General features: G+C 70.0%; 10 protein-coding genes. 8 read left to right on the plus strand and 2 right to left on the minus strand.

The window, feature by feature from the left end; all coding sequences use genetic code 11:
- The first annotated feature begins 1,091 nt into the window (after nucleotides 1-1,091).
- From BDW27_RS19205 to BDW27_RS19230, 6 genes are all read left to right on the plus strand, one after another.
- Nucleotides 1,092-1,772: a DUF6230 family protein gene (locus tag BDW27_RS19205; RefSeq protein WP_110050796.1), complete on the plus strand. Its 681-nt coding sequence runs from the start codon at nucleotides 1,092-1,094 to the stop codon at nucleotides 1,770-1,772.
- Nucleotides 1,773-1,843: 71 nt separating this feature from the next.
- On the plus strand, nucleotides 1,844-2,263 hold the full coding sequence (locus BDW27_RS19210; RefSeq protein WP_233515843.1) for a DUF6114 domain-containing protein: 420 nt from the start codon (nucleotides 1,844-1,846) through the stop codon (nucleotides 2,261-2,263).
- Nucleotides 2,264-2,592: 329 nt separating this feature from the next.
- The gene (locus BDW27_RS19215) at nucleotides 2,593-3,264 is read left to right on the plus strand and encodes a hypothetical protein (RefSeq protein ID WP_110050798.1); all 672 of its coding nucleotides are present in this window, start codon (nucleotides 2,593-2,595) and stop codon (nucleotides 3,262-3,264) included.
- Nucleotides 3,265-4,016: 752 nt separating this feature from the next.
- Nucleotides 4,017-5,771, plus strand: coding sequence for an AMP-binding protein (locus BDW27_RS19220; RefSeq protein ID WP_110050800.1), 1,755 nt, complete (start codon nucleotides 4,017-4,019; stop codon nucleotides 5,769-5,771).
- Between the two features lie 414 nt (nucleotides 5,772-6,185).
- Nucleotides 6,186-6,668 carry a MarR family winged helix-turn-helix transcriptional regulator gene (locus BDW27_RS19225; RefSeq protein ID WP_110050802.1) on the plus strand — a complete coding sequence of 161 codons (483 nt, stop codon included), beginning with the start codon at nucleotides 6,186-6,188 and terminating at the stop codon, nucleotides 6,666-6,668.
- A gap of 133 nt (nucleotides 6,669-6,801) precedes the next feature.
- Nucleotides 6,802-7,041 (plus strand): hypothetical protein, encoded by a 240-nt coding sequence (locus BDW27_RS19230; RefSeq protein ID WP_110050804.1) that lies wholly within the window; start codon nucleotides 6,802-6,804, stop codon nucleotides 7,039-7,041.
- A 101-nt stretch (nucleotides 7,042-7,142) separates the two neighbouring features.
- Here BDW27_RS19230 and BDW27_RS19235 read toward each other — a convergent pair whose 3' ends face one another.
- Entirely contained in the window at nucleotides 7,143-8,321 is a 1,179-nt protein-coding gene (locus BDW27_RS19235) for a PHB depolymerase family esterase (protein WP_110051003.1), read from the minus strand.
- 402 nt (nucleotides 8,322-8,723) lie between these two features.
- Between BDW27_RS19235 and BDW27_RS19240 the strand changes: the two genes are divergently transcribed.
- A complete protein-coding gene (locus tag BDW27_RS19240; RefSeq protein WP_110050806.1) occupies nucleotides 8,724-9,638 on the plus strand; it encodes a 3-hydroxybutyrate dehydrogenase in 915 nt (304 codons plus the stop codon).
- A complete protein-coding gene (locus BDW27_RS19245) occupies nucleotides 9,623-11,713 on the plus strand; it encodes a helix-turn-helix domain-containing protein (RefSeq protein ID WP_370446536.1) in 2,091 nt (696 codons plus the stop codon). Before BDW27_RS19240 ends, BDW27_RS19245 begins: the two co-directional genes overlap by 16 nt.
- A 225-nt stretch (nucleotides 11,714-11,938) precedes the next feature.
- On the opposite strand, the gene BDW27_RS19250 is transcribed toward BDW27_RS19245, so the two are convergent.
- Entirely contained in the window at nucleotides 11,939-13,732 is a 1,794-nt protein-coding gene (locus BDW27_RS19250) for a PASTA domain-containing protein (RefSeq protein WP_110050808.1), read from the minus strand.
- Between the last annotated feature and the right edge of the window lie 69 nt (nucleotides 13,733-13,801).

Genomic DNA, 13,801 nt, shown 5'->3' on the forward strand with positions numbered 1-13,801 from the left:
GCCAAAACAAACATGGCTTAAAGAAAATCAAACACGCGCTGTTGAGTTCTCAAGAAACAATCACTCTTCCCGTACAAGCGCCAGAACCGAAGTTCAGTCTGCTCTTCCGGAGAAGGCTATTTGCGTTTCCGCTGTTGTGTCTTTACTTTATCAGGTGTTCCGCGCCCCGCCAAATCGGCGGTTTGTGGCAGCGTTTCCGCTAAACACGAGATCGGGGTAAAGCCCGTTTTGCTTCGTTTGGTTCCGAGTTGCTGCCTTGCGGCTTTTGCTCGTTTCCTTGAAGCGACTCTCCGAGTTTACATGGCCCGAGCAGTGCTCGAACCACTTTGCTTCGAAGAGGATGTCTGAGATCGCGACCCGGCTCGAGTCGACCCTCGCGGGCCGCTCACCGTCTCGCGGCGACCTGGTGAACATTACCGGTAGCCCACACCCCAGGCAAACCAGAGCTCTGTGTCGCCGGTCACCGGGTGCACAGCGAGGGGCCTTCACCCCCGGCCTCCCTCCACCCCCGGTAGCCGACGTTCCCCCGTGCGCCTACGCGCGCGCGTTCCTTTAGTCCCCAGACCCCCTGAACGCGGTTCCCCAGCCCCCTGAGATTCCTCGAGCCCCCACCCCAGCACCCCCGCTCCTCCTGAACCCCTCCCCACCCACGGAGCTGCCGCTCCCATCCCTCACTCGCGACCCCCGGCCCCCACTGGCAGCTCGGCCACTCACCGAAATGACGAAAAGAGGTGCGGACAACCCTCATCGAATTGACAAATCGATGCTCTGCTGAGGCTTTCCTTCCATCACAACTCTTCACTCATTCAGCACGACACCACCAAGCGTTTGCGCCTGCATGTTCTCGCACGTCAGGAGCATCCCAAAAATCCAAGTAAGATCATTTTCCCCTCTCTCGGACACGGATCGAAAAGTTCTCGAAGCACTCTTGTCATCCAGCCGAATCCGATACATGATGTGCAGCGTCACAGGAACTCATTTTCTGGTCACTTGGTCCTCCCGCCCACGGGACGGACCTCGACCAGGCCGCGTGCCGGAAGTTCGGGGGAACGGCGGGCGCAGCGCGGCCATGCACCCTTGGAAGGACTCGCATGGACTCCTCATCCCCCGACGCCCCTGCCAGCACCCCCGTCTCGACCGGATCCACGACCACCGTGGAGTCCCCGGAGAGCCACACCAGCTGGAAGCGCTTCGCACTGTTCTGCGTACCCGCCGGAGCAGCCATCGGAGGCATCCTCGTCGCGATGGCCAGCGGGGCCCTGGCCGCCTCCTTCAGCGTCTCCGGTCAGCAGTTCAAGATCTCCGCTGACGAGATGCGTGGTGAGGGCTTTACACAGTTCGGGTGGGTCAACGCCACCGCCCGCAGCCAGCCGATCCCCGTGGCGACAGCCGGGATCAGGTCCGCCGAGATCGAGGGGCTGTGTCAGTCGGTCCTCACCACGGAGTTCCCGCTGGTCGGCTCGATCGCCCTTGTGCTGACCGCTGGCGATGCGGGGACCCCGGTTCAGGCCTCGGACCTGGTCATCGACATGGAGCAGATGGACGGCAACGCCGAGTTCACGAACATCGAGATCGGCCGTGACGCCTCCACCCTGGACCAGGGCCCCGACGGGTTCGGCTCGGGCCGCGGCCACACGGACCTGTTCGGCATGCAGTCCGACACCATCCATGTCGAGAACATGGAGCAGACCGCCCGCGCAGCCTCCGCCGGGACCTTCAAGCTCCACAACCTCAGCCTCGGCATCTCACGTGGGGATGCCGAGTGCTTCTAGGAGGAGCCCGGAACGGGTGGACCGCCTGGACCCGGTGGCGCAAGCGACGCCCGTTCCTTGCGGGGCTGCTGATGATCCTGGCCGGGGTCGAGATGGTCCTGATCACCCGTATCCCGGTCGAGCTGATGATCCATCTCGGCGTCGGCGCCGTGTCCACCCTCGTGTTCAGCGGGATGCTGATCGTCCTGGGCCTGGTCACCTGGTTCACCCCGAACCAGCACGTGATCACCGGCAGTTTCGCCGGGTTCATCGCCCTGGGCGCGTTGATCCTGTCCAACCTCGGAGGGCTCGTCGTCGGCACCCTGCTGGCCCTGGTCGGCGGGGGGTTGGCCTTCGCGTGGCGTCCCCTCGCGCGGCCACCTCGTCGACGGCGAGGGCGTCGCCGCAGACGTCATGAGGTCAAAGAACCAGTCTCCGGTTCGGTTCCAGGGGCTGGCACTCGACCACACCCCGAGCCCCCACTGGACCCAGGACCCCAACTGAGCTCCTGACCGCTCACCTCTGATTCCCACCAGCCTGGTCCGCGATCCGACCCGGCGTCCGACGTGTATCTCGCCGCATGTCCCACGGCGTATCCCACGTCGCATCCCGAACCGTGTCACACCGACGGAACCACGAGCCGATTCCCGCTCCGGCTCGGGCCGCAGGACCACCGATCTCCCGGGACGGGTGGGCGACGTACCCCCGCCTCACCCCCGTCGGCCCGTCCCGGGCCCCGTCAGGCAAGTGACGTCCACCTACGTCGGCGCGTGCGTTCACCTCCCGTCGCGCCGGGCGTCCACTCCGCATGGTGCCCGGCCACCTCACCCAAGGAGTTCCCATGTCGGTTCCGCGACCGAGATCCCGCACCCGCTCCTGCCTGGCCGTCGCCGCCGTCGGCGCCCTCGTCCTCGGCTGGGGCGGCCCCGCCCTCGCCGAGCAGCAGGGCCCGACCACGGTCGAACCCGCGGGCGCCGCCTTCAGCGCCGAACTCGTCGGATCAGCGATCTTCACCGCAGGAGACGTGACGATCACCTGCGGCATCTCTCTGACCTCTCCCGGGGACGGCAACAACCTCGTTCCCGACGCCCCTGACAACCACAACCCGGACGGCGCCGTGGGCGGCCCCATCAACGCCCCGAACTTCACGGACTGCACGACTGACGTCATCCTCGTGGACGCGACCGTCACCGTGAGCGATCCCGTCTGGCAGATGACGATGCAGAACGGGTCGCCTTCCCTGGCCACCATGGTCGTCCCGGCGGCGGGGATCGTGGTGAACACGACCGGTCTGGCCACCTGTACCGCCACCGTCAGTCCCACCGCGGACGCGCCGATCGAGGGTGTGTGGTCCAACGGCGACCCGGCTTCGACGTTGGCCTTCGACACCGCGACCGCCGTCGTCGTGGAGGGAGGCTTCGGCTGCCCCAACGTCGACGAGGCCGGGTTCACCGCCACCTACGCGGTGACCAACGCGGACGACCCCGCGAGCCCCATCACGGTGAGCGGCTGACCCGTTCGGGCCGTTCCGCACGGCCCCCGTTCTGACGCTTCTCCTCCTGGCCGAGCCCCGCCCGGCCCTTCCCTTCCTCCCACCGCACCCACGACCAACCACTGAACGGCCGGGCCACACGTGCCCCGAAGTGGCTCGGCCCTCCCTCTCAACCCGCTCCACCAGGTCGTTTGTCGACTTCTCGACCTCTCGATTCGGCGACTCCGCGTAGTCCGCGAAGGCCTCGAAGCCACCGCGATCCAGGGGCCGATGACACGATCCCCGCGACGCCCGTCCCCCGGCCTTGACACCCGTCCCCCGGCCTTTCGAACGGCCGAGGCCGGACCGTGCGCCTCGCCCTCCCGATCCCTCCCCCGCTGGCCCGAGCCCTCCCCGGCTGGGCGCGGTCGCCGAACACACTCTCCCCAGTGACAACTACGCACGAGTAGTCACTCACCTGTCGACGAAGAAAGTCCGTGGCCTCCTCGCCTACGGTCGCAGTACTCCGTGGAGTCACGAGGCGAAGGCTCCGCGGAGGGCGCGGACCGCTTCGCCCGTCCCCGGACCCACTCGGAGACCTCATGGCGTCCCATCCCGGCAGCCCGCCCACCCCACCGGAACGACCCTCCTCGTCGGCCGGGTCCACTCCGGCGGCTTCCCGCTCCCCCGGCCCCTCCACTCCTCCCGCCTCTTCAGCCTCTTCGGCCTCTTACGCGACACCGACACCATCCCCACCGGCCCCGCCCTCGTCCGCGTCCAGGCTCCGCCACACGTTGAAGGTCGCTCGGGTCCTGGTGAGGGCCGGGGTCCTCTCCCCCGGTCGTCCGGACAGGATCGTCCGCCAGCTCCGCGCGTTGAGGACCTGGGGAGCCACGATCGCGGGCGGCTACGCCGCGGCCGGTGAGCGCGTACCCGACCAGGTGTCGGTGATCGACGAATCCGGCAGCACGACCTTCGGCGAGATGAACCAGCTCGGGCGCGCACTGGCCCGGGACCTCCACGACCTCGGGGTCGGGCAGGGAACCAGGGTGGGCATCCTGTGCCGCAACCACAGCGGACTGGTGCAGGCGGCCGTCGCCTGCGGCCGTCTGGGCGCGGACGCCGTCCTCCTGAACACCGGCCTGGCTGCGGGCCCCCTACTCGACGTGATGAAGCGCAACGAGGTCTCGCTGCTCATCGCGGACGCCGAGTTCGAGGATCTGTACCAGGACCTGGCTCCGGAGATCCCTCGCGTGACGGCCTGGGGTGAACCGCGTGTGCCCGGGGCCCGGATACCCACGAGGAACCGGGTGTCCAGGGGGGCGGGTTCGCCATCGCCCGGGTCGCCTCGGTCTCTCCGGCCGAACGCGGCGCCCCGGGGACTCCAGACGAATCCCGGAGGGCACTCAGCGGGCAACGACCCGAAGGGTCGGGCGGTCGACCCGCCACCACCGGAGCGCCCCGGCAGGCTGATCGTGCTCACCTCGGGGACGACGGGCACTCCGAAGGGAGCGCGCCGTCCCACCCCGAAGGGGCCGCAGGACGCCGCCTCCGTGCTGTCACGCATCCCGTTGGACTCCGAGGACCGCATCCTGGTGTCGGCGCCGGTCTTCCACACCTGGGGGCTGGCCGGGGTGCAGCTGGGCATGTCGATGCGGGCGACGCTGGTGATGCGCCGACTGTTCGAGCCGGAGGACGCGCTCCGGACGATCCAGGAACAGCGGTGCACGGTGTTGTTCGCGGTGCCGGTGATGCTGCGGAGGATCATGGATCTGCCCCGGTCGACCCGCGAACGGTACGACACCTCCTCCCTGCGGATCGTGGCGTGCAGTGGTTCGGCGATGAGCCCACAGCTGATCAGCGACTTCATGGACGCGTTCGGGGACGTCGTCTACAACCTGTACGGGTCGACGGAGGTGTCGTGGGCGACGATCGCCACCCCGGAGGACCTGCGACTGGCTCCGACCACCGCCGGTCGGCCTCCGCTCGGAACCCGGATCGCGGTGCTGGACGAACAGGGCCGGGAGGTTCCGCAGGGGAGCGAGGGAGCGATCCACGTCGGCAACGAAATGCTCTTCGACGGATACACCAACGGAAACACCAAACGAATCGCCGACGGGCTGATGGAGACGGGCGACCGCGGTTACGTGGACGCCCACGGGCTGCTGCACGTGGCCGGGCGGAACGACGACATGATCGTGTCGGGCGGTGAGAACGTCTTCCCGCGTCCGGTGGAGGAGGCGATCGTGACGATGCCGGCGGTGCGGGAAGTGGTGGTGACCGGGGTCCCGGACGAGGAGTTCGGCCAACGTTTCGCGGCCTACGTGGTGCCGTACGAGGGCCGCTCCGTGGATCCGAACGAACTCCGGATGCACGTCCGCGAGGCCCTGGGCCGGTTCTCGGTACCGCGTGACGTGGTGGTCCTGGAGGAGCTGCCCCGCAACGCCACCGGGAAGGTGGTCAAAGGGCGGTTGCCGAGCAGTGCCTCGCTGCGGCCTCACGACTGGCAGCCCTCAGACGAACCGGATGGCTCGCGCAGGCAGGGATAACGCCCCGCGCTCGCGCCAACGAAACGCGTCCCGTTCCCTCGCGGGCTTCTGAGATCCGCCACCACGGTCCCGCGAACCCACGAGCCCTCGAACTCCCCAGCTCCCCGGCTTCCCGGCTTCCCGGCTTCCCGGCTTCCCGGCTTCCCGGCTTCCCGGCTCCAGCGCTACCGTCCTCGGACGCTCACGATCCTCAACCCTTCCCCGGTCTCCTGCCCGACCCCCGACACACTCGCTCAACACCTTTCCCCACTCCCCGACAGCTCCGCGATGGCGCCGACCCGACTCGGGCTCGACGCCATCGCGGACGACTTGACACCTGATGCACATCCCTGTGTCCCGATGTCCTTTTTTGCCTTGTGCGCAAGGCAATTGTGGGCTTTGACATTGGGTGCGTGGTTACTACGATGTGGAACGATGCCCGACCGATCCCCCGCCCCCAGGGGCGACTTCGAACTCCCAGCAGTCGACGAGCAGATGTGCTTCGCGCTGTACGCGGCCTCGCGTGCCGTCACGAACCTCTACCGCCCTCTGCTGGATCCGCTCGGCCTGACCTATCCCCAGTACCTCGTGATGATGCTCCTGTGGGAACGCGGAGAGTGCGCGGTCAAGGAGATCGGCGCGGTGCTGCAACTCGACTACGGCACTCTCACGCCGCTGCTCAAGCGCCTGGAGACCAACCGCCTCCTTCGCCGGGACCGCGACCCGGACGACGAACGCTCGGTGTTGGTCACCGCCACGGAGGACGGAGCGGCGCTGCGGGCCCGCGCCCGGGGCATCCCGGAGGCCATCGGTCGGGTCATCGACCTGCCCCCCGAGGAGTTCGAGGCGACCGGGCTCGCGCTGCGCAAGCTGACCTCCCACGTTCTCGCGGGTGAGGCCCGCATCGAGGCTCCCTAGGGGAGCGATCGCGAGGACGGACACCACGGGGGTCGTGCCCGTCCTGCGGGGGCCGAGTGGGAGAAACGGTGCGGACGGGCTCGAATGCCCGTCCGCACCAGCTTTCCGGAAGCTTCCGGGTTACCGTTGAAGCATGTCGATCTGGGCTTCAGACAACCGCAACGGCCACGTCCGAGAGGCTCTGACCCTCCTGCTCTCGCAGGGGGTGATCGACGACTTCAGAATCAGCCCCGAAGACGAGTTCCCGTTCAGAATCCAGGTGCCCGCGGGGATCGTCCCGATGACGGAGCACCAGGCCGCGCACTTCGCCCTGGGCGCCGTGACCGCGCACTTCGGTCACCTGGCCCGGGACTCCGAGGGGGCGGGGTTCTGACCGCCCGGACGCTCCATCGCACGTGCCGTACTCCGACGCCGGTCTCACGCGCTTCGACATCCGATCATCCCGCCTCGACGGTCGTCCCCACGGCCTCACCCTCAGCAACCGCCCGGGGTGAGTTCCCAGTGACCCGCAGAGGTCTCGGTCAGTGAGGTCCGCACGGCCGTGTTCCAGAGTCCGAGCAGGTCCCCGGAGCCCAGCGCGTAGGCGTGGCCGAGGCGGTGTTCGGCCCGGCCCTCGATGACGTGGACGTGGTTGTTCGCGGTCACGCACTCTCCGGAGGGTCCCTCCGTGGGTCCTTCGGTCGGACCTTCCGTGGGGCCCTCGTCCGGCGGATCGGCGGGCTCACCGTCACCGGTCCCCGCGACGCCCCAGAACTGCGCGGTGTACCCGGTGGAGCAGACCGTGTCCAGGAAGTGGGCCCCCGCCGTGCCGCATCCCGACGACGGGTCGACCGGGGTACCGTGACCCATCCCCGCCACGGAGAAGTACGCGACCGCCGCGTCCGCAGCACCACCGCCGTAGTACTCAGCGGTCGTGGAGCCGGGCAGGTTCTCCGTGCCGTCGGGGGAGGTGGACAGCCCCCACACGTTCCCCCACTGCGCGACGCTCGCCTGACCGTTGGCCGTGGCCACGGTGTGGTCGGCGGTCCCGTGCCAGACCGCAACCCGGGGCAGGCCGGCTCCGTCCGGGAGCTTGGCGCGGACCCGGTCACCCCACTCCTGCGGCGTCTGGGTCTTTCCGGGGTTCATGCAGGTGAAGGCGTCGAGCATGCCGCTGGCGCACCCCACCGGAACACCGGCGACGATGCTCCCTCCAGCGAAGAGGTCGGGGTAGGCGGCCAAAAGTTCACCGGTCATGGCGCCGCCGGCCGACAGCCCTGAGACGTGGACGCGATCGGCGTCCAGTCCGCGCTGGGCGACGGCGTGCTCGACCATCGAGGCCACCGACCGGGCCTCTCCGGAGCCGCGGGCCACGTCACCGGGCTCGAACCAGTTGAAGCACCGGCTGGAGTTGTTGGCGGTCTTCTGCTCGGCGTAGACCAGGGCGAGGCCGGACTCCTCGGCCTGCTCCGCCCAGCCGGAGTGGCGGTGGTAGGCGGCGGCGTCCTGGGAGCAGCCGTGCAGCAGGACGACCAGCGGTGCGCCTCGGGAGAGGCCGTCGGGGACGTACTCGTACATGGAGAGGTTGCCGGGGTTGGGGCCGAACGAGGGCACCGGGGCGAGTTCGGCTGCCGAGGCGCGTGGCGCGGCGACCACCAGGGCCGCCACCGCCATGAGGAGTACGGCGACCGCGGAGAGGACGGGTGTGACCAGCCGTGTCGGGCTGATCGGACTGATCGAGCCCGCCAAGGGGCCTGATGACGCTGGGGTACCGGTCGACGCCGACGAGCACGAGTCCGAGGACGCGGCAGGAGAAGGGGAGCGATGGGGCGGGGGAGTGCATGGCACGGCTCCGGGGGGGTAACGGTGATCGGGGGGTTCGGCCGAACCGGTACACCGAAGCCTAGAACGCGAGTGACCTGAGCAACATGTTGACGGGACTCCGATCAGCTGACTCCGACAGGTGAGAAGTCCACAGTCTCTCGCTCGCGCATGGGCCGAAACCACATGGTCGCGCCCCGGGGTGTGTCTGTGCCCCCTATCCCCCGGTGTGCGGGGCGCGCCTAGTTTTCTGGCATGACGACGCACGAGTTCCTGTCGGACGCCGCGCGACAGGCCCCCGGTTCCCCCGCCGAACCCTCTTCCCACCCCCCTTTCCCTCCCAGTGCCTCGCCATCGCCCAGGACCACCCCTCTCCCGGAGTCCACCTCCGCCCCCTCGGCCTCGCCGTCCCCCCACACCACCCGCGTCGACCTCACGGGAAGGACGGCGCTGGTGACGGGCGCCGCCAGCGGGATCGGCCGCGCGTGCGCCCTGCGCCTCTCCACCGCCGGGGCCACGGTCCGGCTGGTCGACATCGACGGCGCCACCCTCGCCGAACTCGCCGAACAGGGTGTGGGCGAGCCGGTGGAGCTGGACCTGACCGACCTCGACGCGGCCGAGGAGGCGGCCCGTGGCGCGGACATCGTGGTGAACAACGCCGGGGTGCAGACGGTCTCCGCCGTGCAGGACTTCCCTCCGGAGCGTTTCTCCCTCATCCTTCGACTCATGGTCGAGTCGCCGTTCCGCGTGGTGCGCGGGGCCCTGCCGCACATGTACGGGCGCGGATGGGGCCGGATCGTCAACATCTCCTCCGTGCACGGGCTGCGCGCCTCCGCCTACAAGTCCGCGTACGTGGCGGCCAAGCACGGGCTGGAGGGGTTCTCGAAGGTGGTGGCCCTGGAGGGCGCCCCACACGGAGTGACCTCCAACTGTGTGAACCCGGGCTACGTGCGGACAGCCCTGGTGGAGAAGCAGATCGCGGACCAGGCCGAGGCGCACGGGATCCCAGAGGATCAGGTGATCTCGGAGGTCCTGCTGGCCCGCACCCCGGTGAAGCGGTTGATCGAACCATCCGAGGTGGCCGAGATGGTCGCCTACCTGTGCTCCGACGACGCTTCCTTCGTCAACGGGGCGTCCCTGCCCATCGACGGAGCCTGGAGTTCGAGCTGAACACCACCCCTGACCCTCAGGGTCCTCCCCCCGAGAGGTCGGGGGCCGAGCGGCAGGCGCTCTTCCTGGAGCTGCTGCTTCGTGACGCTCCGGCCGTGGAGTACGAGCGACCGGTTCTGCGAGCACGCTCGGACGGTTCGGACGCGGAGACGGTGTCCGCGCTGGAGAGCGCCAAGTTCGCGGCGCTGCGCGTGCGGTCGGTGCTGCGGGACCGGCAGCGGCGCGAGTCGGAGCTGAGCGCGCTGTTCGAGACCGCCAACGACCTCGCCGGGATGCGCAGCCTCGACCAGGTTCTCCGGGCGATCGTGGAACGCGCCCGACACCTGCTCGGGACGGACGTCGCCTATCTGACCCTGAGCGACCCGGAGGCGGGCGACACCTACATGCGGGTGACGTCGGGGTCGGTCTCCGCGACCTTCCAGCGGCTCCGGCTGGCTCCCGGCAAGGGGCTGGGTGGCCTGGTGGCCAGTACGTCGCTGCCGTACGTCACCGCCAACTACTTCGCGGACCCCCGCTTCGAGCACGCCGAGAACATCGACGACGGTGTTCGCGAGGAGGGGCTGGTCGCGATCCTGGGTGTGCCGCTGCGCATGAACGGGCGCCGGGTCGGGGTGCTGTTCGCGGCCAACCGGAGGGAGCGGCCGTTCGCGCACTCGGAGGTGGCGCTGCTGTCGTCGCTGGCCACGCACGCCGCGATCGCGATCGACAACGCCAACCTCATCGATGACACGCGTCGGGCCCTGGACGAGCTGCACACGGTGAACGAACGCCTGCAACGGCACACGGCGTCAGTGGAGAGGTCGGCTGCCGCGCACGACCGGTTCACTGACCTCGTGCTGGGCGGGGGAGGGGTGCGGGAGGTCGCTGCGGCGGTCGCCGAGGTCCTGGGCGGAACCGTGCGCATCCATGACCGGACCTCCGACGAGTCGGTGACCGCTTCCCCCGAGGGTGTGGCCGGTGCCACCCATGTGCACGGGATGACCTACGGGACCGGCACATCCAGAGCTGCTGGGACGACCAGTGCGGCCGGTACGCGCGAGACCGTCGGTGTTCCTTGTGAGCCCGAGGGGGACGGGGACCCCCTCTCCGATGGAGACGCGGGGATCGCCGAGGCCGCTCGATCCTCCCTGGCCAGCGGGCGCGCCGTGTCCGTCGAGGACGCGTGGGTGGCGGCAGCGGCGGCGGGCACGGAACCCCTGGGCACACTCGTGCTGCGCGGAGTCGAGCTGGACAGCACCGACCAACGCGTGCTTGAGCGGGCGGCGATGGTGACGGCGCTGCTCCTGCTCATCCGCCGTTCGGTGAGCGAGACGGAGCACCGGGTCCGCGGCGACCTGCTCAACGAACTCCTGGAAGTGCCCGCGCGTGACCCGGTGTCCCTGCGCCAGCGGGCGGCGCTGCTCCACGCGGACCTGGACACCCCCCACGTGTTGGTTGTCGCGGAGGCGCCCGGGGGAGACCCGCAGCGGTTGCGCTCGGCAGCGGCCTTCGCCGCCGAGAAGGTCGGCGGGCTGGCGGCCGCCCGGGGCGGGAGGCTGGTGTTGGCGTTGCCCGGATCCGACCCCTCCGAGGTGGGCGGTCGGGTGTCGGCGGAGCTGTCCGCCGCCGCCAACGGCCCGGTGACGGCCGGGCTGGCCGGACCCACCCGGGGTCCGGAGACCTTCCGGGACGCGTTCACGGAGGCGGTGCGGTGTCTCCAGACCCTGCGGTCCCTGGGGCGGATCGGGGACGCCGCCACCACTGACGACCTCGGGTTCTCCGGGCTCCTGCTGAGCCAGGACAGGGACGTCCCCGGTTTCGTGGCGGCGACGCTGGGCCCGCTCCTGGAGTACGACGCCAAACGGGGCACCCTGCTGGTGGAGACCCTGCGCGCCTACTTCGCCGCCGGGGGCAACCTCTCCCGCGCCAAGGACGACCTGCACATCCACGTGAACACCGTGGCTCAGCGCCTGGAGCGGATCGGGCAGCTGATCGGAGCGGACTGGCAGATCCCCGACCGCGCGCTGGAACTGCAACTCGCCCTCCACCTGCACGGTCTGCTCGACAAGGGCGTGGACCTGCTCGGCGACCAGTGAGGCCGGCCCACAGGCCACGGTGCTCGGCCTGCCCGCCCAGAGTTTCCGGTGGTGGGCCCGCGACCACGTCACGGACTTCACCACCGGCGGTTGAACCAGGCGGCCAGGGCGACGAGGCGACCCGGCCGATCCCCGAGCAGGTGAAAAGGGCGTGGGATCGGGAGGGGTCCGGCCCCGGTTCCGGGTTCGGTTCCCCGGTCCCCGGTCTCCTGTGCCCCGGATCCGTCAGCAGGGGCCCTGGTCCGACCAGGCGCCCCACTCGCCGCCCATGTCCGGCGGGAAGCCCTGGATCCACCAGCGGGCCTCGTAGGTGCGCCCCTCGTAGTGGACCCGGTCGCCCTCCTCGTAGATCGTGCCCCCGTCCCAGGCCGTGCCCGAGCAGGACGCCGGGCTCTCCTGGCCACCGCCGTTGCCTTCGCCTGCACCGCCGTCCCCGGAGCCACCGGCGGTCCCGTCCTCCGGGGCCTCCGTTACCTCCTCGGGGCCGGTGGAGACGGTGAGGGTGACGGCACCGTCCTCGGGCAGGATCGTGCCCGGCTCGGGGTCCTGGCCGCTGACCGCCCCCTCTTCGACGGTCTCGCTCGGGGCCTCCACCACGGACACGGTCAGACCGAGCCCGGCCAGCGCCTCGGAGGCCTCCACCTTCCCCATCCCCAGCAGCGTGGGAACGATGACGCCCTCGCTGACGTGCAGGGTGACCGGCTCCTCACGGTCGCCGTCCTCGCCGACCTCGGGCACCGAGGACAGAACCGTGCCCGGGGCCTCCTCGGCGGAGTGCTCCTGGACGACCTCGACCTCCGTGAACCCGGCCTCGCGCAACAGGGCGCGGGCGTCGTTCTCGGTGCCGCCCGCGACGTCCGGGACCTCCGCGTGCTGAGGGCCGACCGACAGCGACAACAGGATCGACTCGCCGCCCTCCAGCTCCGTGCCCGCCGCGGGCTCTGTCGCGGCCACCTCTCCGGGATCGACGTCCTCGCTGTAGGCATCCTCGTAGGCGAAGGTGAGGTCCAGTTCCAGGGCGGCCAGCTCCACCTCAGCCTTCTCCGGGGAGAACCCGGCGAGATCGGGGAGTGGGGTGTCCTCACCCGGGACCAGGGCCCATCCGGCGACGCACAGCGCCAGCACCACGGCCCCGGCTCCGACCAGGACGGGCAGACGCCGCCACGGGGGAGTGGTCTCCGCGTTCCCCGCGGGTCCCGGGTCCGCCTCGGCGGCGAGGGCGTCGGCGACCACGATCGGGATGGGCTGGGTGATGTCGCCGCCCTCGTCCCGGGGCTGGGGCAGCGACCTCAGCACCTGATCGACCAGGTTGAGGTACTGCCCGGCGTCGCGCGGCCGGTAGCGGGGGTTGGGTTCGGTGGCGTTGGAGACCAGCATGTCCAGGTCCGGCGGCAATCCGGGGACGGTGGCCGAGGGGCGCAGCGGTTCCCCCTCCTCGACCCGGAGCTCACCGGTCAACAGGGCGTGCAGGAGCGCCCCCACTGCGCGTACGTCCGAGCGCGGGGTCAGATCCTCGGCGCCCACCAGTCGGAACCCGGTCACCGTGACCCGGCCGTCGGCCCCCAGCACCACGTCGTCCGGGGTCGGGCCGCCGTGCACCAGACCCTGGTCGTGGGCCGTCCGGAGCGCCTCCAGCGCCTCGGCCACGATACTCAGGGCCATGTGCGGGTTGTAGCGCAACCCCTGGTCACCGCCGCTGAGCACCTCGGCGAGGGTCTCTCCCGGAGTGGGCTCGGTGACCAGGTACACGTGTTCGCCGTCCCGACCGTCGCCGAGCACGCGCACGAGGCCGGGTGCGTGGAGCCCCGCCAGGGTCTGGGCCCGGCCCAGGAAGGCGTGGACCACGGCGGTGTCGGCCACCAGGTGGGGATCGAGGAGCGTGACCGTGACGGGCTGGTCCGCCACGGTGTCGTGCCCTTCGTGGACGGACACCGGGCCGTCACCGCTGACGCGGTCGCCCACGAGAACGCGTCCGTGCAGCGTGACACCGGAAAGGGGGGAGGGGGTGGGGGACTCCATGAGTCGGATTCTACGGCGCCGAAACCACGCGAGGCCTGACCCAACGGTCCGTATACGGACAGGGGTGAG

Origin of the sequence: Nocardiopsis sp. L17-MgMaSL7 (assembly GCF_003182025.1) — a bacterium.
Taxonomy (GTDB): domain Bacteria; phylum Actinomycetota; class Actinomycetes; order Streptosporangiales; family Streptosporangiaceae; genus Nocardiopsis; species Nocardiopsis prasina.